Genomic DNA, 20905 nt, shown 5'->3' with positions numbered 1-20905 from the left:
CGATAACTGTCAAAATCGATACATCTCTTGAATTTCAAGAGGTGTATTTTTTTAAGTTGTATGTCAACTCTTACTTATTTCTTTACGCAGAGCCAAAACATCTATTTCTATTTTCTTTTATTTTAAAGTTCAACTCTCATGAAAAATTTATTCATTCTTTTCATTGCAGTATTTCCAAGACTCATTTTTAGTCAAATTACAACAGAACCATCAATTCCCGTTATTGAAAATGAAATAACCATTGTATTCGATGCTTCTAACACACCACTAGCAGAATATTCTGGGAAAGTTTATGCCCATACAGGTGTAACATTAAATGGCGTAAAATGGCAAAAAGTAATTGGAACATGGGGAGTTAACAATTCACAACCTGAATTTACGAGAGACATCAATAATTCAAATCTTTATCGATTAAAAATATCACCAAATACTCACACATTTTATGATGTCGAATCAAGTGAAACAATTTCAGAAATCTCAATTGTAATTAGATCTGAAGATGGAAAATTAAAAAATGGTGATGATCAATTTATTACTATTCACGAGGGGTTATCCATTGTCTTTATACAACCTGACGATAATCACAATGCTGATTTGAATCAAACCATAACGCTTACTGCGGAATCAACTACCACCGCAGCACTACAAATTTTAGTTGATGACGTATCAGTTGCCACAGAATCAAATGCAACAAACATAAGCACGTCATATCTTTTTGATACTGCAGGGAGCCACACTATAAAAGCTATCGCTAGTAATCAAAATGAGACAAAAGAAACGAGTATCTCAGTATTTGTAAAACCAACAACACAAAACATCCCACGTCCAAACAACGAAAAAAGCGGAATTACTATTAACAACAATGAAGTCACATTTGTACTTTTAGCCCCCAATAAAACTGATGTAATTCTCCTTGGAGACTTTAACAACTGGACAAAAGATGAAAATTATTTAATGCATCATGACGGGGATTATTTTTGGATTACGGTTTCTGATTTAGACCCTAATACTGAGTTTGCCTATCAATATTTGATTGATTATGAAATTAAAATAGCAGATCCATATTCTGAAAAAATATTAACACCAATAGACGATTCCTACATTACAAATGACACCTACCCCAATTTAAAATCCTACCCTACAGATTTAACCACAGGAAATGTTTCGACGTTTATAATTAATGAACCCACTTTCAATTGGAGCAGTAACAATTTTAACAGACCTGAACAAAGTGAATTGGTTATTTACGAATTACTTATTCGTGATTTCACAGAAAAAAGCAGCTACTCAGAAGCACTACTCCATTTAGATTATTTAGAGTCACTAGGTGTAAATGCAATAGAATTAATGCCTATAAATGAATTTGAAGGAAATGATAGTTGGGGATACAATCCTTCATTCTACATGGCTCTAGACAAAGCATATGGTACAAAAAACGACTTTAAGAATTTTGTTGATGCCTGCCACTCTAGAGGAATTGCAGTATTAGCGGATGTTGTATTCAATCATTCCTTTAGCCAATCTCCACTATTACAAATGTATTGGAATAGTTCTACTAACAAACCTGCTTCTGACAACCCGTGGTATAATGAAAATCATAATATTATAGATAATACTTCCGCACATTGGGGCTATGATTTTAACCATACTAGCAGTTATACGAAAGATTTTTTCAAAGATGTATTAGATTACTGGATGGAGGAATACAAAATAGATGGTTTTAGATTTGACTTTACAAAAGGATTCTCTAACACTATTTACGAAGGGGAAAACAACTGGGCGAGCGATTATGATTCTGAAAGAATTGCAATATTAAAAGAATATACCGATCATGTATGGGACTTTGCACCTGACGACAAACCTTATGTGATTTTTGAACATTTAGCTGAAAATTCAGAAGAAAAAGAACTTGCTGATTATGGAATTTTACTTTGGGGAAACCTAAACCATAGTTACACTGAAAACACCATGGGATATGGTGAAAATATAGATTGGATCTCTTATAAAAAACGCGATTGGAGTTCTCCATCCGTATTAGGTTACATGGAAAGTCATGATGAAGAACGTATGATGTATAAAAACCTGGAATACGGAAAAGAAGAAGAAAACTATTCTGTTAAAAATTTAAATACTGCTTTAGAGAGACAAGAATTAGCAGGCGCATTTCTATTTAGCATTCCTGGCCCAAAAATGATTTGGCAATTTGGAGAATTAGGGTATGAAATTAGCATCGATCAAAATGGACGGACTGGAAAAAAGCCTGTTTTATGGGAATACTTAAACAACCCAAATAGGAAACATATTTATGATACTTGGAGTACCCTGATTGCGTTAAAAAACAAATACCCTGTTTTCAACACTGAGGATTATACTTTAAACACATCCAAACTAGAAAAATCTATCGTACTTAGAGAAGCAAATATGGATGTGATAATTTTAGGAAACTTTGATATCATTGACAGTGCCATTGCAGTAAATTTCACCAAAACAGGAACTTGGTATGAATATTTTAGTGGAGAAGTTTTGGAAGTTACTGAACTACAAAACTCCATAAACCTAGAAGCTGGTGAATACAAAATATACACCTCCACAAAAATTTATGATCCAAGAGGAGGAACTGAAAACGACGATAGTGATAATGATGGAGTAAATGACATTCTGGATCTATGTCCGAATACAATTGAGGGAGCTACCGTAGATGAAAATGGTTGTGCCTTGTTTGTTCTTGACAAAGCAAATTTCAGCGTAAAATCTACAAGTGAAACATGTCCTGAAGCATCTAACGGTACACTTACGATTAACTCTATTAGAAACTCTAAATTTTCATTGCATTTCAATGATCAAATTTATGATTTCAGAACTTCAATCAATATTGAAGACATAGCACCAAACACCTATGAGTTTTGCATTTATACAGAAGAAGATCCAACTTTTGAACAATGCTACGAACTAACCATCGATGCTGCAACAACCATTTTAGCTAAAACAAGCAATACCGTTAATGGTCAAAACATCATAACCAATATCGATATGAAACAAGGTACTGCTCCGTACACTGTTTATGTTAACGCTATTAAAGTAAAAGAAACTAGGGATAAAAATTTCAATATTGAAACTCACAAAGGAGATAGTATTTCTATTGAAACAAATACTAATTGCGAAGGAAAATTTGAAAAGTTAATCACCCTTCAAACAAACATCACAGCACATCCAAATCCGGTAAAAAACAATTTAATTCTCTCTTTTGAAAATAATATAACAAGTCCTATTGAAATTTCCATTTTGGATACTACTGGAAAAGTCATTGACCAAAAAGAAATGCTGATTGAAAACGGAATCATAAGTATCAATTTAAGTCATCTTGAAAACGGAATCTATTTTATTCGCACAAACGGTGCATCTGCAAATACCGTTAAAATATTAAAACAGTAAACCATGAAAAATATTTTATTACTGATCAGTATACTTTTTATTATTTCTTGTGCTTCTGACAATTCAGAAGTAGTAGAAACAACTGATACCAACGAAGCACCCACCGTCCCTGATTTACTAAATCCTACAAATAATTTGCTTTGCATTTCTAGTGATTTAACATTTGAATGGTCCAATTCTACCGATTTAGAAGGAGATGCCATCCGTTATTATTATGAGGTATCTACTGACAATTCATTCAATGCAATTGTTAAAAGTGGCACAGTGCAAGAGACGCATAAAAACTTAACATTGGAAAAAGAAACGGCTTATTACTGGAGAGTTCAGGCAGTTGATTTAAAAGGAAATAAAAGTGAGTTCTCTACTACTTGGAATCTTTATACAGAAAACATTCCTCTTGAAAACCACCTACCTTTTATGCCAGAATTAGTGGCACCGGCATCAAAATCTGACATCACTTCAAACACTGTTACCCTACAGTGGAACTGTGCGGATATTGATAATGATGTATTGACCTACAACGTGTTTGTAGGAAAAGAGGAAGTCCTTGAACAGGTCGCTACAGGTATCAGTGACACCTTTTTTGAAATCTCCTTAGAGAACAAATCTAACTACACTTGGAAAGTAGAAGCTATTGATTCTAAGAATGGAAAAACAATCGGGCAATTATGGAGTTTTTACAGCAACTTTTGAACCTCAAATGAAACAGGTTGTTTCCTGCACGAATTCACATAATATTTCCTAAATTTGTGGTCTTAATTTTTTTAAACCAAGGATTGTGCTAAACTTATTCAAAAAAGAAACCCCTATCACTGAGGTTTTTCCAATGGACTTTGTAGATATTCATTCTCACCTGCTACCTGGTATTGATGATGGTTCAAAATCTATGGAAAATACAATAGAGATGATTTCTACAATGGATAGTTACGGAATTCAAAACTTTATCACAACACCACATGTTTTAGGTAGTGTATGGAAAAATAGTAGTGACACTATTCTAGATAAATTAGACTTGGTTTTAGAAGAATTAGAAAAAAGAGACATGTCTTACATAAAATTCGATGCTGCTGCTGAATATATGCTAGACGAAGAATTTTGTGAACTTCTGAAAGCAAGAGATCTACTCACTTTAAAAGAAGATTCATTGTTAGTAGAAATGTCTTTTTTACAAGCTCCTGTGAATCTTTATGAAATGCTATTTGACATACAGCTAGCGGGATACAAACCCATTATGGCACACCCGGAGCGCTATATGTTTTACCACCAAGATTTTGAACTATATCAAAAATTGAAAGATGCCGGATGTAGATTTCAATTGAACTTACTTTCTTTAACCGGACATTATGGAAAGTCAGTTCAAAAAGCAGCAGAAAGATTATTGAAAGAAGGAATGATTGATTTTGCTGGGTCGGATACTCACAATATGAATCATTTGAATACCTTAAAAAAAATAGGCACTAAAAAGAATATTAAACTTCTAGCACCTATCTTAAAAAATAATTTAGAATTCAATCGATAAGAGTTACTCCTTACCGATTGTTTCTATTGGTTTCTTTTTCTCATCAGTTGTAACAATACTTTCAGTTTCTACTTCAGGAACATCTTCTTGTTTTTCAGATGGAGTTTCCACTGTCTTTGGTTTTAATTGCAACAACTCTATAGACAAATCTCTATTGTATTTTCTAAGATACACGGCTGTATTATAAGCAGGCTCACCATAAGCTTTCTGATGATAATCAAACGTACTACGCACCCGTTTTGAAGTTCCTTTATCAAAGCTACTTCTCAGGTTTAAAGAATCATTAGAAGCCATTCTCATCAAAACGTCATATACCACATCAAACCCCTTTGATGCATATTCACTTGGATATCCTTGATTCTTTTTCAAATATTGCGCATAGAAACTAGAAACACCAGGCAACGAATCTACTAAAACACCAGAACTAGCGTACACAAAATCTAATGTAGCAAGCATATTATTATCAACTTTGTCAAAATTACCTGCCTTCTCAAAAGCAAATAATCTTACCTCTGCATCATTAGGTATAGATTTTAAATTATTAATTACGTCTGCAGTAACCACTTTATTATTTGTAGTTAAAATAACCCAGTTAACTCCTAAAGTATCAACCTTCTCTACAAATCTATCTTTACTAATATATCCATTTTCAGGCTGTAAAAAATTGACTTCTTTAATAGAATCGTGGTTTTCTTTTAAAAACTTTTGAATTTGTTTGAATTCTTTTCTTGAGGTCAATTTTTCATCCCCAACCACCAGAATTTTTTCATTGGTATATATTTCTGTAAAATAGGATAATACTTTTTCCTTTAAAACACCTCTACTAGTCACTGTTTTAACAATATTATCTTTTACAAAAGATTTTTGTTTGCTAGAATAAAATGGAAAAACAACAGGAATATCTTTTAATTCAGCTGCCACATAGTTAACCTGATGATTAAAAACAGGCCCAAACAAAACATCAGTAGTTTTAAACTCTTCACTTTTAATTATTTTTCTTATCGTATCTCTATTATTTTCAGAATCATACACTTTAAGATCTATATGAACGCCTTGTTTTTTTATTGAGTCTATTGCGATATCAGCACCTAAATAAAAATCGGTAATAATAGAAACCAAATTATTCTTGGTTGTAAACAATTGCTCCTTTGATAAGGTATCATTTTTTGTGAATTTAAAGGGCAACAACATAGAAACATTGATGGTGTCTTTAGTTGCAATAGAATCTTTAAAAACCAAAGCATCCAACTCTTTTAATTTTTCCTCAGAAACTTTTTCTTTAATCTTTATTACAGACCCTAATTTCAAACCTTCAGAAAGCAAAGGGTTTAACTCCAACAACTCCTCCTCTGAAACATTATAAAAACGTGTTAAACTATAAAGTGTATCGTCTTTAATGACTGTATGTAAAACATAATGCTCAGCCCAATGATCTAATTCATTCTGTTTTAATTCTTCCGGAGTGAGCATTTTCTCTTTAGGAATTTTAAGTACCATTCCTATTTTTAAACCCGCTATCGATAAATCCGGATTCAACTCCTTCAAAGCTTCTAAGCTTACATTGTATTGTTTAGAAATACCGTATAAAGTCTCTTTGGGTTGTGTTATATGATTTTCGGATGCAGCCACTTCAGCAGCAACTCTAGCTTTTTCTTCTTCTTCGTTATAATTAACGTTTGGAATTAAAATTACAGTATCCGCAGCTGGTTTCTTTTTCAACCCCGGATTCAACCTCATGATGTATTTTGCCTTTACATCATGTTTTTTTGCTATTTCTTTTACGCTTTCACCTTTTTGTACCTTGTAAGAAATATATTTCTTCTGCTGACCACAGGCCGCTAAAAATGTAAAAAAGCTAAGGCTTAATAACAATACTAATTTTCTCATGTAAAATCTCTTTTATATAGAATAACCATTCTAAAGAAACAATTTACAAATTTCTTCAGAATGGCTATCACAATATATTCAAAAATAACTTTTAATTAAAGTATTATTCCCACTCAATAGTTGCTGGTGGTTTAGAACTAATATCATATACTACTCGGTTCACACCTTTCACATTATTGATGATTTTATTAGAAATCTCTTGTAGGAATTTATACGGTAAATCAACCCAGTCAGCAGTCATTGCATCCGTTGAAGAAACAGCTCTTAAAGCAACTGCTTTTTCATAAGTACGCTCATCACCCATTACTCCAACAGACTGAACTGGAAGTAAAATGGCTCCTGCTTGCCAAACTGAATCATACAATCCATGGTCTTTCAAACCTTGGATAAAAATATGATCTACCTCTTGTAACATGGCTACTTTTTCAGCAGTAATATCACCTAAAATACGTATTCCAAGTCCAGGACCAGGGAAAGGATGTCTTCCTAATAATTCAGGATCTATTCCCATAGATTTTCCAACTCTACGAACCTCATCTTTGAAAATCATTCTCAAAGGCTCTACAATTTTTAATTTCATAAAATCAGGTAATCCACCTACATTATGATGAGATTTAATTGTTGCTGAAGGTCCACCATCAGCAGATACTGATTCGATTACATCAGGATAAATAGTTCCTTGTGCTAACCATTTCACATCTTCTATCAAGTGAGACTCTTCGTCAAACACATCTATAAAAGCTTTACCAATAGCTTTACGTTTCTCTTCAGGATCTTCTAACCCTTTTAATTCCTCTAAAAATCTTGCAGATGCATCAACTCCTTTTACGTTTAATCCCATTCCTTCGTATCTTTTCAATACCGTTTGGAATTCATTTTTACGTAATAATCCGTTGTTTACAAAAATGCAATATAAATTTTCTCCTATTGCTTTGTTCAATAAAACTGCAGCTACTGTTGAATCTACTCCTCCAGACAACCCTAAAACAACTTTATCGTTTCCTACTTTATCTTGAATTTCTTTGACAGTAGTTTCAACAAAATTTGCAGAAGTCCACTCTTGAGCTACCTCAGCAATTTTCACTAAAAAGTTCTCTAACAATTTAGAACCATCTGTAGTGTGATATACTTCTGGGTGAAATTGAATCGCATAAGTATCTTCACCTTTTACATGGTATGCAGCATTCTTAACATCGTCGGTACTTGCAATACATTCACAGTTTTCTGGTAAATGTAAAATTGTATCCGAATGACTCATCCAAACTTGACTTCCTTCATTTATTCCGTCAAACAACGGATTAGAATGATCTAAATAAGATAAGTTTGCACGTCCATATTCTCTTGTGTTAGAAGCTCCAACTTCTCCACCAAAAAAATGTGATAAATATTGTGCACCGTAACATATCCCAAGTAAAGGTTTTTTACCTTTTACCTCAGACAAGTCAATTTTAGGAGCATCTTCACCTCTTACTGAATGAGGAGAACCCGATAAAATTACGGCTTTATAATCTGAAAAATTAAATTTTTCACTGTTGTATGGGTGAATTTCACAATAAATGTTCAACTCTCTCACTCGACGCGCTATAAGCTGCGTAACCTGAGATCCGAAATCTAGAATAAGTACTTTATTTTGCATGCGCAAAAATAAAACTTAATTCATAAATGACCGAACGATTGAAAAATTATTTTTCCTTTTATTTAGGCTTTTAAAAACACCAATACAAACGAGATTTCACAAGTTCAAAGATTTATTATTCTTTGAACCAACCTGCGTATTTAATATAATTCTCAGCGATTCTATGAATTTCTCCTTGTAACAATTCGTCGCTGATATCCTTTATTTTTTTCGCAGGAACACCAGCATAGACTGATCCTGATTTGATATGTGTTCCTTTTGCAACAACAGCACCTGCAGCAATAATACTATTACTTTCAACAATACAATCATCCATTACAATAGCCCCCATTCCTACCAATACATCATCATGAATTGTACAACCATGAACAATTGCATTGTGACCTACAGAAACATTATTCCCAATGGTTGTAGGTGATTTTTCAAAAGTTGCATGAATTACAGCACCATCTTGAATATTTACTTTATTGCCCATTTTTATGAAATGTACATCTCCCCTAACAACAGCATTATACCAAATACTGCATTGGTCTCCCATAGAAACTTCTCCCAGTATAACACAGTTTTCTGCTAAAAAACAATCTTCTCCAAAAGTTGGTTTACAACCTCTAACTTCTTTAATTATCATAAAATTCAATTTATTCTTCGATCCAACACTCAATTCAAAGATACATAACTTATATTTCAATAGTACCAAAAAAACAACATCAGATTCTTTAATGGAAACCCATGAATTTCTCAACATTAAGAGATTATTATTCATTTAATTTTTCATAAATTGAGCGTTAAAATATATTTAGCAAATGCAGTATCTTTTAAGATTCATTTTCATCTTTTCATCTTTTCTTTTAACCTCTCAATCACAGCAAATTACAAATGAAAAAATTTGGTCTGGAGAATTTAGACAAAACTACTTACAATCCTATAGTCCGATGAACGGAGACTTTTATAGTCTTTTAAATTACGATAGAAGCTCACGCTCTACCAATATTGATGTATATAGTTATGCTACGCTAAAAAAAGTTAAAACCATTGTTTCTAGTAAAGACCTTCAGAATATTGCCTATTTTGATGCTTATTCTTTTAATGCATCAGAAACACATATTTTATTAGCTACTAATACGGAAACTATCTACAGGCACTCTTCAAAGTCAATATTCTATATTTATGAGATTGCCTCTAAAAAAATCATCAAGGTTTCGGATATTCCTATTCAAGAACCTACCTTTTCCAATGACAGTAAAAAAATAGCCTTCGTTGAGAATAATAATATTTTCGTAAAAAACTTAGAAACTAACACCACCGATCAAGTGACATTCGATGGTAAAAAAAATCAAATTATTAATGGAATCACTGATTGGGTTTACGAAGAAGAATTTTCTTTTGTAAAAGCTTATGAGTGGAGTTCTGACAGTAATAAAATTGCCTATTTAAAATTTAATGAAACTGAAGTTCCTACTTTTTCTATGGATATTTTTGGCAATAACTTATACCCTACATCCTTTGCTTTTAAATACCCAAAAGCCGGAGAGAAAAACGCTACCGTTACTTTACATGTTGCTGATTTATTATCGAACGCTTCCAAAGAAATAAAATTAGATTCTTATGAATACATTCCTTTATTAAAATGGACTAACAATAGTGAAAATGTGGCAGTAGTCACCTTAAACAGACATCAAAATAAATTAAAACTGTTTACTGTAAACGGCAACAACAGCGCGGTCAAATTGATTCTAGAGGAACATGATACTTGTTATGTCGATGTCGATAAAATTTCAGACATCCATTTTTTGAAAAACAATAGTTTTATCATGCAAAGTGAAAAAACAGGTTACAATCATTTATTCCATTACAGCTCAAGTGGAAAACTCATAAAACAAATCACTACAGGGAACTGGGAGGTTACTAAGTTTTATGGCGTTGACTCCAAAGAAAAAAAACTTTTTTACCAATCCGTTGAGGATGGTAGCACGGAACGAACTATTTACGCTATTAATTTAAACGGAAAAAGCAAAAAACTAATCAGTCAAAAATCAGGAACTTCTGATGCTGATTTTAGCAGCACAAAAAATTATGCTATCATAAATCACTCCGATGCAAACACACCATTAAGCTATTCATTATTTAATGGAAAAAAGATTGTTAAAGAAATTTCAAACAACCTAGAGCTTTCAAAAAAACTAGCTCAATACAACCTTTCAAAAAAAGAATTTTCTGAGATTAGTACAAACAATGGGACCTTTAATATGTGGATGCTTAAGCCTAAAGATTTTTCACCTGAGAAAAGCTACCCCTTGGTAATGGTGCAATATTCTGGTCCTGGTTCTCAAAGTGTTTCCAACACTTGGAATGGCTATAATGATTATTGGTACCATATGTTAACACAAAAAGGGTTTATTGTGGCTTGTGTAGACGGACGAGGCACGGGATACAAAGGTGCTGCTTTCAAAAAAGTCACTTACAAAGAATTAGGAAAACATGAAACCATAGACCAAATTGAAGTTGCAAAAAAATTAGGCACTTACGCTTATATTGATGAAAACTCTATTGCTATCTGGGGATGGAGTTATGGTGGATTTATGGCAAGTAATTGTCTTCTCAAAGGTGCTGATGTATTTAATACAGCCATTGCCGTAGCTCCAGTAACTTCTTGGAGATTTTATGACAGTATTTATACAGAACGATACATGCAAACTCCTGAAGAAAATCCTGATGGATATGATCTAAACTCTCCTTTATTTCATGCGGATAAACTTCAAGGAAACTATTTAATTATTCATGGTTCTGGCGATGACAATGTGCACGTACAAAACACGTATCAAATGACAAATGCCTTAATACAAGCTAATAAAAATTTTGAACAAGCGATATATCCAGATAGAACTCATGGGATCTATAAAGGACAAAACACAAGGTTACATTTATTCAATAAAATGACAAAATACCTTGAAAAACATTTAAAAAATTAAATTCACCCCTTATGTCTCAAAACAACACAGATCAATTTTTCAAAGACAATGTACTCGGTCATCCTGCTGGCCTTTTTGTATTATTTTTTACAGAAATGTGGGAGAGATTCTCTTATTATGGGATGCGTGCCCTTCTAGTATTATTTTTAACTTCAGCATTATTAGATGGAGGTTGGGCTTGGTCTAGAGAAGAAGCACTTGGCTTATATGGAACCTACACGATGTTGGTTTATTTTACACCTGTTATTGGAGGTTATTTAGCTGATAAATTTTTAGGTTATCGATGGGCCGTGGCTTTAGGAGCCTTAATTATGACTGCAGGTCATGCTGCTATGACCTTTGATACGCCAACGAGTTTATATATTGGAATCGCGTGTTTAATTGCTGGTAATGGACTTTTTAAGCCTAATATGACTTCTATTATTTCAGAAATGTACGATGATCGTCCAGAAAAAAAAGATGGGGCCTATACCATTTATTATATGGGAGTAAATGCAGGTGCTTTCCTTGGTATTTTGCTTTGTGGGTATATTGGTGAAACCTATGGTTTTCATTGGGGATTTGGTTTGGCCGGAATTTTTATGTTTTTAGGAATGTTACAATTTTGGTTTGCTCAGAATATCTTTGGAAATATTGGACTCTCAAAAAAACAACAAGATAGAATTCCGAAGGAAGAAACTATTGAAAAAATCACTACAGTAAGCGATTCAGTTCAAAGGGACAGGTATATTGTTGTTGGAATTCTAGCCTTCTTTACGGTTTTCTTTTGGGCTGCATTTGAGCAAGCAGGTGGTTCCATGACAATTTTTGCAAAAGATTATACCAACAGAGTATTAGATGGTACTGCAGCTACTGTTTTTAGAATTACCAATACTTTAATAACTGTTGTACCCCTAGCCATTATAACCTATGTTTTATTCTTGTTATTCAGAATGACTTTTAAAAAATATGCCATTTCAAATTTATTTCTAGGAGCTAGTTTTATTATCATTTGGGGAATTGTAATTTGGATGCTAAAAAACCAATTTAACGACAGCTCAACTGAAATCCCAGCCTCTTGGTTTGGAATATTAAACTCGTTTTATATTATTGCTTTTGCTCCTTTATTTTCAAAAATATGGGAAAGTAAATTCAATCCACCTGCTAGTGTTAAATTTGGTATCGGTCTAATTTTATTAGGACTTGGTTTTGGGTTTTTAGCTTACGGTTCTGCCGGTATACCTTCTGGAGCACAAACTGCATCTGTTAGTGTTATTTGGCTAATTTTAGCATACCTTTTACATACCTTGGGAGAATTGACCTTATCACCTGTTGGACTATCGTATTTATCAAAATTAGTTCCTGCAAGCAAAATTGGTTTAATGTTTGGATTGTGGTATGTTGCAATTGGTATGGGAAATAAAGTAGCTGGGTCTATGGGGGGAATGATTGATAAAATTACTGCTGAATATTCTCTTACTACCTTTTTCTTAATTTTCACACTAGTTCCCGTTGGAGCTGGTTGTATCGTAATCTTGCTAACAAGAAAAATTAAATCTTTGATGCACGGCGTTCATTAATCCGCAACTATAACCTTTTATGAAAAAATTTATTTTTATTTTTTTCCTTTATAGCCTAGCAACTCAGGCACAAAAAATTGAATGGATTAGTTTTGAAAAAGCGATTGAATTAAATCGTAAAAACCCAAAAACTATATTAATCGACGTGTACACGGAGTGGTGTGGGTATTGTAAAAAAATGGATCATAACACCTATGAAAATCCTGTCATCGTTACTATTATAAATGAAAATTATTATGCTGTTAAGTTAGATGCTGAGCAGACTAGCTCAATTTTCTACAAAGGAAAAGAATACAAATTTATCAAACAAGGTAGAAAAGGCTACAATGAACTTGCCGCAAACCTACTTCACGGTGAAATGAGCTTTCCCTCTACCGTTTTTATGGATCAAGACGAACGTTTGATTCAAAAACTAGCTGGATATTTAGAACCTAAAGAGATGGAACCTATTTTGCAATATTTCTCTCAACAAAACTTCTTAAGTATTTCGTGGGAAGCTTTTCAAGAAGAATTTGTAAGCAACCTATAAATACTTCTTTAAAGTAGCCGCTCTTTTTATCTTGCCCGTTTCTGTCATCAAGAATTTTTCTACAAAATAAATTTCTTTTGGAAACTCATATCGTTCTAAACTTGTCTTAGAAAGAAATTCTTTAACATCTATATCTTGTTTAGCTCTGGTATTTTCTTGCTCTATAAAAAGAACCGCTTTTTCTCCTAAAATAGAATCGGGAACACCAGCTATAAAAAATTTTGTCTTGACAACCTTAGCTATTTTGTGCTCAATTTGTTCAGGAATTAATTTAACTCCTCCACTATTAATAATTGAGTCATAGCGACCAAGCCACTCAAAAGATGACGAAGACTCTAAACGAACCAAGTCATTGGTAATCACTTTATCATTGGCTATTAAAGGAGCATCAATCACCAAACATCCTCTTGTATCCAAAGACAAAGAAACAGTTGGTAAAGCCTGATACAGCTTTTCTTCCTCCTTATTTATTTTGTTTAGTTTCTTAATCGCTATATGAGTAATGGTTTCAGTCATCCCATAAGTCGCATAAACAGCCGTTTCTGAATTTTGAATTTTTTTTTCTAACTCCTTAGAAACAACAGCGCCCCCAATGATTAAGGTTTTTATTCGTTTCAATTGATCTAAGGAATTCTCTACCTGTAAAGGCACCATCGCTACGAAATCAAACTCTAACGATGTTTCTTTTAACGGATTGGAAGAAACAGGCACCATGGTCAGCTCCCACCCTAATAAAAGTGCTCTAACCCACATCATTTTTCCAGCAATAAAATCAGAAGACATACAAAGCAAGGCTTTAATACCAGGAGATAACTCAAAATATGTTCCTGTTGCAGAAGCTGAATTTAGCATTTGCTGTTTACTGATTTGTATTTCCTTCGGAACTCCCGTAGATCCCGAGGTTTTTGCAAGAATATATTCCTTATCATCAAACCAAGCTTCTAAAAAAGAAGCTCCCTCTAACTGATGCTCTAACAAAAAAGATATTAAATGGTTAGAATTTTGAAATGAGGAACCATTTAATTTAAAGGAAGTATGTATCTTAAAATGAATCATATTTTTTTTCTAAAAATGGTTCATCAATTTCTCCTGAAAGTTTCTGCTTCCAATCAGACCAACCATATTTCTTCGAGTAAATATAAGTTGCTATTGGAAATAAAATCAATGACGGAAGAATTGAAGTAACTAGATTGGGTTCAGAGACATCTTTAAATAGTGAGTACGTTTGAAAAACTTGCCAATCTGCTGTTACCAACAAGGCTGAAATTAAATTATTTGCCGCATGAAATCCTAAACTCAATTCCATACCATCATCCATAAGTGTAATAATCCCAAGAAAAAAACCTGTTCCTATATAATAAACCATCAGGCCATAGCCCAATTTTGCTACCTCTGGATTAGAGATATGCAGTACCCCAAACACAACTGAAGTAAACAATAATGGAAACCATCTATTTCTAGACAATACTCCCATAGCTTGCATAAAATAGCCTCTAAACATATACTCTTCAAAACTAGTTTGTATCGGAATTAATAATACACCTATGCAAACTAAAATCAAGAAAGGTTTCATTTGAAAATTCAGCACTAAGGATTCTGGTGATAAAAGCAATTGAATCATTACAAAGCTTACCACTACCCCAGTCCAAATCAAAAAAGAAAACCGAACTCTTTTCCAATCAATTTTATCTCTTCCTGTGGTAAGGTTTGTTATGCTTTGCTGATGTACATACTTTACAGAAACAAGCAAACCTAACAGTCCTCCTACAAACGGTATAATCATATAAACCAATCCAGTATTAGATTCAAACAAATTCATCACATAATTCACATCTTCCATTCGATTCGTATCTACTTCTCCCAAGGCTGTTTTTACTCCAATAGCTATGCTATGAGGTATAGAAAAAATAAACATCCCTAAAAATACTAGAGCAAGGGTCAACACATATTTCCACCACTTTGTCTCTCCTAAAAACCCTTTCTGTAAAAAACTCATCTTAAAATTTTATTTCACCCCATTTTAGAGATGAATCATACCACAATTTACCATTTTCAACAAATAATGGAGCCTCAATATTATTTGTAAACAAAGCACCAGTCCCAAGTCCTTGCGGCATTGTTGTATTTAATTTACTTGTATATTGCGCAATCGCATTCAAACCTATATTACTTTCCAAAGCAGAAGTGATCCACCAATCTATTTTATTTTTTTCAGCTATAGAAATCCACTCATCACTTCCATTTATCCCTCCAACCAAACTCGGTTTTAAAATTATAAACTGTGGTTGAATTTCATCTATCAAGGCTATTTTATCAGCCTTAGAGAAAACACCTATCAACTCTTCATCCAAAGCAATTGGAAGAGGTGTTTTCTTGCAAAGATCTGCCATTTCTGAGATTTGTCCCTGTTTGATAGGTTGTTCTATAGAATGTAAATCAAACTTAGCAAGACGTTCTAATTTATCCAATGCCTCATCCGGAGAAAAAGCACCATTTGCATCAACCCGAAGCTCTATTTCATCTGCGGAATATCGCTCTCTAATAGAACCTAAAAGGTCACATTCTTTATCAAAATTTATAGCGCCTATTTTTAGTTTGATGGTGCCAAAACCAGCATTTAACTTTTCTTCAATTTGCTTTTGCATAAAAGCAGCATCGCCCATCCAAATCAAACCATTTATAGAAATCGGTTGTTTGGCAGTAACAAAATCTGTCTCAAATAATTGAAACATATTTTTAGATTGAAGTGATAAAAAAGCTTGTTCTACTCCAAACTGAATAGAAGGATACGCATGGAGTTCATGTAACAACGTTTCCTTGCCTAAACCTATATTATCACAAACCCATTTTAATTTATCTTCATAATTCGGACGATCATCAATGCTTAAACCTCTAAATAAACCACATTCTCCAATACCTTCTTTCCCCTCTTCTTCAAGCTTGACAAAAAAAGTTTCTTTCGTTTTGAGAATTCCTCGTGAAGTCCCACTCGCTTGTTTAAAATTTAAAATATACTTTTTAAAAGTTGCTTTTAACATGAATTACTATTTACAATTGAATTTGTTCTCCAATTTTCAACAACATTAAATCCTTATCATTATCATAGAATTTCTTAATTGCCGCATCATGATCAATTTCTATATAACCAAATGTATCAAAATGACAACCAATAATTTTAGAACACTCTAAAAAATCACTTGCAATCAAAGCATCTTCTACTCCCATAGTGAAATTATCTCCTACCGGTAAAATAGCGACATCTAATTTCGTTTTCAATGGAATTAATTTCATATCCATTGTCAAGGCAGTATCCCCTGCAATATAAACTACTTTGTGTTCTCCCTCAATCAAAAAACCACCTGGATTCCCTCCGTAGGTTCCATCAGGAAAAGAGCTAGAATGAACAGCATTCGTATAGGTTACTTTCCCGAAATCAAACTCCCATGTTCCTCCATGATTCATAGGATGTCCAGAGACACCTAACTTCTCAAAATAACTGACAATTTCAAAGTTAGAAACAACTACTGCATCCGAAATTTTGGCTATTTTTTCTACATCGGCAATATGATCCTCATGTGCATGAGTTACTAAAATATAATCAGCCTTTAAAGCGGAAATATTAATGTCTTCTACTAATGGATTTGGAGTTATAAAAGGATCTACAATAATTTTAGTTTCCTCTATTTCTATTAAAAAACTTGCGTGTCCTAAAAAAGTAATTTTCATATCATTCTATTATAATTATAGTAAAGTAAAGATACCTTTTTATTTAAATAACACTTAATTAAAAGTCCGTATCTTGGTAGGAATAATCAACAAATTTAAAAAATTATGAAAAAAATTATTTTAGCGCTTTTCACCATTTCGCTAACCTCATTAACTGCACAGGTAAAAACACCACAGCCAAGTCCGCTAGGAACAAATTCTCAAAAAGTTGGGATGACCACTGTTACTGTAGAATATTCTAGACCAAGTGTAAAGGGCAGAGCAATTTTTGGAGACTTAGTCCCTTACGGAAAAGTATGGAGAACAGGTGCCAATGCCAACACTAAAATCACCATTGACACTGAAATCACTGTTGACGGTCAAGAATTAAAAGCAGGTACTTATGCTCTATACACAAAACCAAATAAAGACTCATGGGAAATCTTTTTTTATAGCGATTCTGAAAACTGGGGAACACCTCAAAAATGGGACGATACAAAAGTTGTTGCCAAAACTAGCGTGAAATCATATCCTGTACCTTTTAACGTCGAGACTATGGCTATAGGATTTAACGAAATCAAAGGAGCTAGTGCTCATTTAGAATTAATTTGGGAAAAAACATATATCGCGATTCCCTTTGAAGTTCCAACAGACAAAATTGTAATGGCGAGTATTGAAGCTACTATGAATGGAGAACCAAAAACGAATGATTATTATGCTGCTGCAGTATATTACTTGAACAATGACAAAGACATAAAAATTGCTCAAAAATGGATTGACAAAGCAGTAAAACAACAAAAAAAGAAACCTAAATTTTGGGTTATCAGACAGCAATCATTAATTCATGCAAAAGCGGGAGATACCAAAGGAGCTATTAAAGCAGCAAAAAAATCTTTGGAGTTGGCAGAAAAGGCAAATAATAGAGATTATATAAACATGAATACCGCTTCACTAAAAGAATGGGGCGTAGAAATATAAAAACTCCACTTATAAAAAAGCCCAAATAATTTTATTTGGGCTTTTTTTATTTTATAGTTTCAAAGCGTATACCAATCGAATATGAGCATAGGTTCCATCGTTAAAGTTGGCATTTTTTTGTGTTCTGTTATCGCCAATAGTTGCTAATGGCAGTGCTAAATCAATTTTATCATTTTCGTCATATTGCGCATAACTTCTACCAAAAGAATAGCCATATCTTCCTTCTAGATGAATATTTCCAAATAAATTATATCTGGCAAAAAGTCCGAGATCAATACTTCGTCTTTCAATATAATCATTTTGATAAGCTTCTTCTCCCAAGCGATATGAAGTCACCAAACCAAAATGATGTATCCCTAAATTTAATTTATCGTTTACCTTATATTTAATTTTAGAGTAAATAGGCAACAAACCAGACATTGACCATCTTTCAGACATTTTCCATTCTAGATTCACCAAAGGAACAATGTTTACACCAAATGTTTCTTGATTGTATAAAGCTCCATATCCAATTTTCAAATTCTCATTATAAACCTTTTCATAGATAAAGGTTCCACCAAATTGAAAATGTTTTCCGTTGATATTTTTAAAATCCGACATCAATCGTGGAATAAAAATAGCTTGAATAGAATTTCCATTGTCAAACTTTTGAATAAAACCAGTTCTTAAAATCAAACCATGAATTTGAATTGGGTTCGCTATACCTACAGGCATTGTTTCATTGTTATTTACATTCCACTGCATATAATTGACGCTATTATACCAGATCTGTTTTTTATTTAAAACTACAGGTACAACCAAATTCACCATAGCTCCTCTTTCAGTGGCCTCACCTTTATAACTAGAATTTTCATCTGCGATATAAGGTTGTGGACTTCCAAAATGTCCAGAAACAGTTACTATATCAATTGATTCTTGTGCTGAGAGTTGCCTCCCAAAAACTACCATTAGTAGTACTAAAGCTATCTTTTTCATTTTCTCTTTTTAATTCGGTCTCAGGTTTTTCTTCTTAAATTTCTCTAGTATTACCGCAAACAACATTACAAGCATACAACCTAAAAGGTTCAACCACAAATAAGGTAACAAATCTAAAAACCAGACTGCAATAATAATGATTTGAGTAAAAATAGCCGCATAAAAAACTGCATTTCCTTGGACACGTTTTATAAAAAATGCTAAAAGAAAGATCCCCAAAACATTTCCATAGAAAATAGAACCTATGATATTTACCAGCTGAATTAAATTATCAAAAAGATTAGCTACACATGCCACTAAAATCGCCAAAATCCCCCAGGCTAGAGTAAACCATTTGGTTGCCTTTACATAATAAGCATCATCATGCTGATGGACAGCATTCCGTTTAAACAAATCCATTGTTGTTGTAGAAGCCAAAGCATTCAACTCTGAGGCTGTAGAAGACATGGCGGCTGACAAAATTACGGCAAGTAACAATCCAATCAAACCTCTAGGAAGGTTGTTCAAAATAAAATGGATAAACACATAATCCTTGTCATTGGTTTCTACATCAGCATCCGTTTTTAAAATAAGTTCTTTCGCTTCTTCTTTTAAAGCTCGATCTCTATTATTTAGCGCTTTTATTTCGGTAATATTTGAAGTAGACAAATCTTCTAATAATAGATTTTTTTTTGTTTCTTCAATTGCCCTATGACTCCTTTCTAAATCTGCATATAAAGCGCTATTCTCAGAATTCATGATGACCTCCGTTGCTTTCGGATTAAAATTTAATGGCGCCGAATTAAACTGATAAAACACAAAAACAAAAACTCCTACTAACAAAATAAAAAACTGCATTGGAATTTTTAGCAGTCCATTAAAAATCAAACCCAATTGACTTTCTCTTACTGATTTTCCTGACAGGTAACGTTGCACTTGACTTTGGTCTGTACCAAAATAAGACAACATTAAAAAGGTTCCTCCTAAAATACCAGTCCAAATAGTATACCTATTATTCAGATCAAAAGAAAAATCTAGCACATCCATTTTCCCACTTGCTCCAGCAATCTCAAGTGCTTTGGTAAAGGTTATATTTTCTGGCAAGTAATCTAAAATTAAATAAAAAGCGATAAACATTCCCGAAAAAATAATAGCCATTTGCTGTTTCTGTGTAACACTAACCGCTTTAGTACCTCCAGAAACCGTATAAATAATAACCAACACCCCAATAGCGATATTTAAAGGAATTAAATCCCAACCTAAAACTGCTGACAAAACGATTGCTGGTGCAAAAATGGTTATTCCCGCAGCCAAGCCTCGTTGAATCAGAAATAAAATAGCAGCTAAGGAGCGTGTCTTTAAATCAAATCGATCTTCTAAAAACTCATAAGCAGTATACACCTTAAGCCGGTGGTAAATAGGAATAAAAACCAAACAAATAATAACCATTGCCAAAGGCAGTCCAAAATAAAACTGAACAAACCCCATCCCATCATTAAAAGCCTGACCAGGCGTTGATAAAAATGTGATCGCACTGGCTTGGGTTGCCATAACCGAAAGTCCAATTGTCCACCAGTTGGACTCACTTCCTCCTTTTATAAACTCTTGAACATTTTTACTTCCTTTTGTTTTATAGGAACCATAAATTACAATGAACAATAAAGTTCCTGCTAAAACTAACCAATCCACAATTTCCATAGCTTGTTATTAAATTGAATATTGATTCATTATTAAATA

The 20905-nt window shown here is 33.2% G+C and carries 16 protein-coding genes; 7 read left to right on the top strand and 9 right to left on the bottom strand.

What is annotated here, in order from left to right; all coding sequences use genetic code 11:
* Nucleotides 1–138 precede the first annotated feature (138 nt).
* From AC2DZ0_RS14740 to AC2DZ0_RS14730, 3 genes are all read left to right on the top strand, one after another.
* Complete coding sequence (locus AC2DZ0_RS14740; RefSeq protein WP_484642683.1) at nucleotides 139–3432, top strand: alpha-amylase family glycosyl hydrolase; 3294 nt, start codon at nucleotides 139–141, stop codon at nucleotides 3430–3432.
* Nucleotides 3433–3435: 3 nt separating this feature from the next.
* Nucleotides 3436–4125, top strand: coding sequence for a hypothetical protein (locus tag AC2DZ0_RS14735; RefSeq protein ID WP_484642682.1), 690 nt, complete (start codon nucleotides 3436–3438; stop codon nucleotides 4123–4125).
* Nucleotides 4126–4210: 85 nt separating this feature from the next.
* Complete coding sequence (locus AC2DZ0_RS14730) at nucleotides 4211–4951, top strand: tyrosine-protein phosphatase (protein WP_484490823.1); 741 nt, start codon at nucleotides 4211–4213, stop codon at nucleotides 4949–4951.
* A gap of 3 nt (nucleotides 4952–4954) precedes the next feature.
* Here the strand turns inward: AC2DZ0_RS14730 and AC2DZ0_RS14725 are convergent, their stop codons facing one another.
* The 3 genes from AC2DZ0_RS14725 to AC2DZ0_RS14715 form a co-directional block, all read right to left on the bottom strand.
* A complete protein-coding gene (locus AC2DZ0_RS14725; protein ID WP_484642680.1) occupies nucleotides 4955–6838 on the bottom strand; it encodes a PBP1 and LysM peptidoglycan-binding domain-containing protein in 1884 nt (627 codons plus the stop codon).
* Between the two features lie 103 nt (nucleotides 6839–6941).
* Nucleotides 6942–8474, bottom strand: a complete 1533-nt coding sequence (gene guaA, locus AC2DZ0_RS14720) for a glutamine-hydrolyzing GMP synthase (RefSeq protein WP_484490821.1) — start codon at nucleotides 8472–8474, stop codon at nucleotides 6942–6944.
* A 115-nt stretch (nucleotides 8475–8589) separates the two neighbouring features.
* Nucleotides 8590–9102, bottom strand: a complete 513-nt coding sequence (locus tag AC2DZ0_RS14715; protein ID WP_484642679.1) for a gamma carbonic anhydrase family protein — start codon at nucleotides 9100–9102, stop codon at nucleotides 8590–8592.
* Between the two features lie 175 nt (nucleotides 9103–9277).
* Here AC2DZ0_RS14715 and AC2DZ0_RS14710 point away from each other — a divergent pair, with 175 nt between their 5' ends.
* Genes AC2DZ0_RS14710 through AC2DZ0_RS14700 form a run of 3 tightly spaced genes read left to right on the top strand, consistent with a single transcriptional unit; the run spans nucleotide 9278 to nucleotide 13531 of the window.
* Nucleotides 9278–11443, top strand: coding sequence for a S9 family peptidase (locus AC2DZ0_RS14710; RefSeq protein ID WP_484642678.1), 2166 nt, complete (start codon nucleotides 9278–9280; stop codon nucleotides 11441–11443).
* A gap of 11 nt (nucleotides 11444–11454) precedes the next feature.
* Nucleotides 11455–13002, top strand: coding sequence for a peptide MFS transporter (locus AC2DZ0_RS14705; protein ID WP_484642677.1), 1548 nt, complete (start codon nucleotides 11455–11457; stop codon nucleotides 13000–13002).
* Nucleotides 13003–13021: 19 nt separating this feature from the next.
* The gene (locus tag AC2DZ0_RS14700) at nucleotides 13022–13531 is read left to right on the top strand and encodes a thioredoxin family protein (RefSeq protein ID WP_484490817.1); all 510 of its coding nucleotides are present in this window, start codon (nucleotides 13022–13024) and stop codon (nucleotides 13529–13531) included.
* Here the strand turns inward: AC2DZ0_RS14700 and AC2DZ0_RS14695 are convergent.
* From AC2DZ0_RS14695 to AC2DZ0_RS14680, 4 genes are read right to left on the bottom strand one after another with little or no spacing between them, the layout of a single operon-like run.
* Nucleotides 13526–14587, bottom strand: coding sequence for an AMP-binding protein (locus AC2DZ0_RS14695; protein ID WP_484642675.1), 1062 nt, complete (start codon nucleotides 14585–14587; stop codon nucleotides 13526–13528). The genes AC2DZ0_RS14700 and AC2DZ0_RS14695 overlap by 6 nt on opposite strands.
* A complete protein-coding gene (locus tag AC2DZ0_RS14690; RefSeq protein WP_484642674.1) occupies nucleotides 14574–15527 on the bottom strand; it encodes a CPBP family intramembrane glutamic endopeptidase in 954 nt (317 codons plus the stop codon). Before AC2DZ0_RS14690 ends, AC2DZ0_RS14695 begins: the two co-directional genes overlap by 14 nt.
* Nucleotide 15528: 1 nt before the next feature.
* On the bottom strand, nucleotides 15529–16569 hold the full coding sequence (gene menC / locus AC2DZ0_RS14685) for an o-succinylbenzoate synthase (RefSeq protein WP_484642672.1): 1041 nt from the start codon (nucleotides 16567–16569) through the stop codon (nucleotides 15529–15531).
* A gap of 10 nt (nucleotides 16570–16579) precedes the next feature.
* Nucleotides 16580–17257, bottom strand: coding sequence for a metal-dependent hydrolase (locus tag AC2DZ0_RS14680; RefSeq protein WP_484642671.1), 678 nt, complete (start codon nucleotides 17255–17257; stop codon nucleotides 16580–16582).
* Between the two features lie 105 nt (nucleotides 17258–17362).
* Here AC2DZ0_RS14680 and AC2DZ0_RS14675 point away from each other — a divergent pair, with 105 nt between their 5' ends.
* A complete protein-coding gene (locus AC2DZ0_RS14675; protein ID WP_484642670.1) occupies nucleotides 17363–18214 on the top strand; it encodes a DUF2911 domain-containing protein in 852 nt (283 codons plus the stop codon).
* 51 nt (nucleotides 18215–18265) lie between these two features.
* Here AC2DZ0_RS14675 and AC2DZ0_RS14670 read toward each other — a convergent pair whose 3' ends face one another.
* Both AC2DZ0_RS14670 and AC2DZ0_RS14665 read right to left on the bottom strand, forming a co-directional pair.
* Nucleotides 18266–19189 (bottom strand): DUF6268 family outer membrane beta-barrel protein, encoded by a 924-nt coding sequence (locus AC2DZ0_RS14670; RefSeq protein ID WP_484642669.1) that lies wholly within the window; start codon nucleotides 19187–19189, stop codon nucleotides 18266–18268.
* 9 nt (nucleotides 19190–19198) lie between these two features.
* Complete coding sequence (locus AC2DZ0_RS14665; RefSeq protein WP_484642668.1) at nucleotides 19199–20866, bottom strand: sodium:solute symporter family protein; 1668 nt, start codon at nucleotides 20864–20866, stop codon at nucleotides 19199–19201.
* Between the last annotated feature and the right edge of the window lie 39 nt (nucleotides 20867–20905).

Source organism: Flavicella sp. IMCC45668, assembly GCF_057219105.1.
This window is presented reverse-complemented; position numbering and strand designations above follow the sequence as displayed.

Bases quoted from the DNA above. Each gene is read 5' to 3' on its own strand.
- AC2DZ0_RS14705 (WP_484642677.1), top strand. From the start codon at position 11,455: ATGTCTCAAAACAACACAGATCAATTTTTCAAAGACAATGTACTCGGT.
- AC2DZ0_RS14715 (WP_484642679.1), bottom strand. From the start codon at position 9,102: ATGATAATTAAAGAAGTTAGAGGTTGTAAACCAACTTTTGGAGAAGAT.
- AC2DZ0_RS14690 (WP_484642674.1), bottom strand. From the start codon at position 15,527: ATGAGTTTTTTACAGAAAGGGTTTTTAGGAGAGACAAAGTGGTGGAAA.
- guaA (WP_484490821.1), bottom strand. From the start codon at position 8,474: ATGCAAAATAAAGTACTTATTCTAGATTTCGGATCTCAGGTTACGCAG.
- menC (WP_484642672.1), bottom strand. From the start codon at position 16,569: ATGTTAAAAGCAACTTTTAAAAAGTATATTTTAAATTTTAAACAAGCG.
- AC2DZ0_RS14735 (WP_484642682.1), top strand. From the start codon at position 3,436: ATGAAAAATATTTTATTACTGATCAGTATACTTTTTATTATTTCTTGT.
- AC2DZ0_RS14675 (WP_484642670.1), top strand. From the start codon at position 17,363: ATGAAAAAAATTATTTTAGCGCTTTTCACCATTTCGCTAACCTCATTA.
- AC2DZ0_RS14680 (WP_484642671.1), bottom strand. From the start codon at position 17,257: ATGAAAATTACTTTTTTAGGACACGCAAGTTTTTTAATAGAAATAGAG.
- AC2DZ0_RS14725 (WP_484642680.1), bottom strand. From the start codon at position 6,838: ATGAGAAAATTAGTATTGTTATTAAGCCTTAGCTTTTTTACATTTTTA.
- AC2DZ0_RS14670 (WP_484642669.1), bottom strand. From the start codon at position 19,189: ATGAAAAAGATAGCTTTAGTACTACTAATGGTAGTTTTTGGGAGGCAA.
- AC2DZ0_RS14710 (WP_484642678.1), top strand. From the start codon at position 9,278: ATGCAGTATCTTTTAAGATTCATTTTCATCTTTTCATCTTTTCTTTTA.
- AC2DZ0_RS14700 (WP_484490817.1), top strand. From the start codon at position 13,022: ATGAAAAAATTTATTTTTATTTTTTTCCTTTATAGCCTAGCAACTCAG.
- AC2DZ0_RS14740 (WP_484642683.1), top strand. From the start codon at position 139: ATGAAAAATTTATTCATTCTTTTCATTGCAGTATTTCCAAGACTCATT.
- AC2DZ0_RS14695 (WP_484642675.1), bottom strand. From the start codon at position 14,587: ATGATTCATTTTAAGATACATACTTCCTTTAAATTAAATGGTTCCTCA.
- AC2DZ0_RS14665 (WP_484642668.1), bottom strand. From the start codon at position 20,866: ATGGAAATTGTGGATTGGTTAGTTTTAGCAGGAACTTTATTGTTCATT.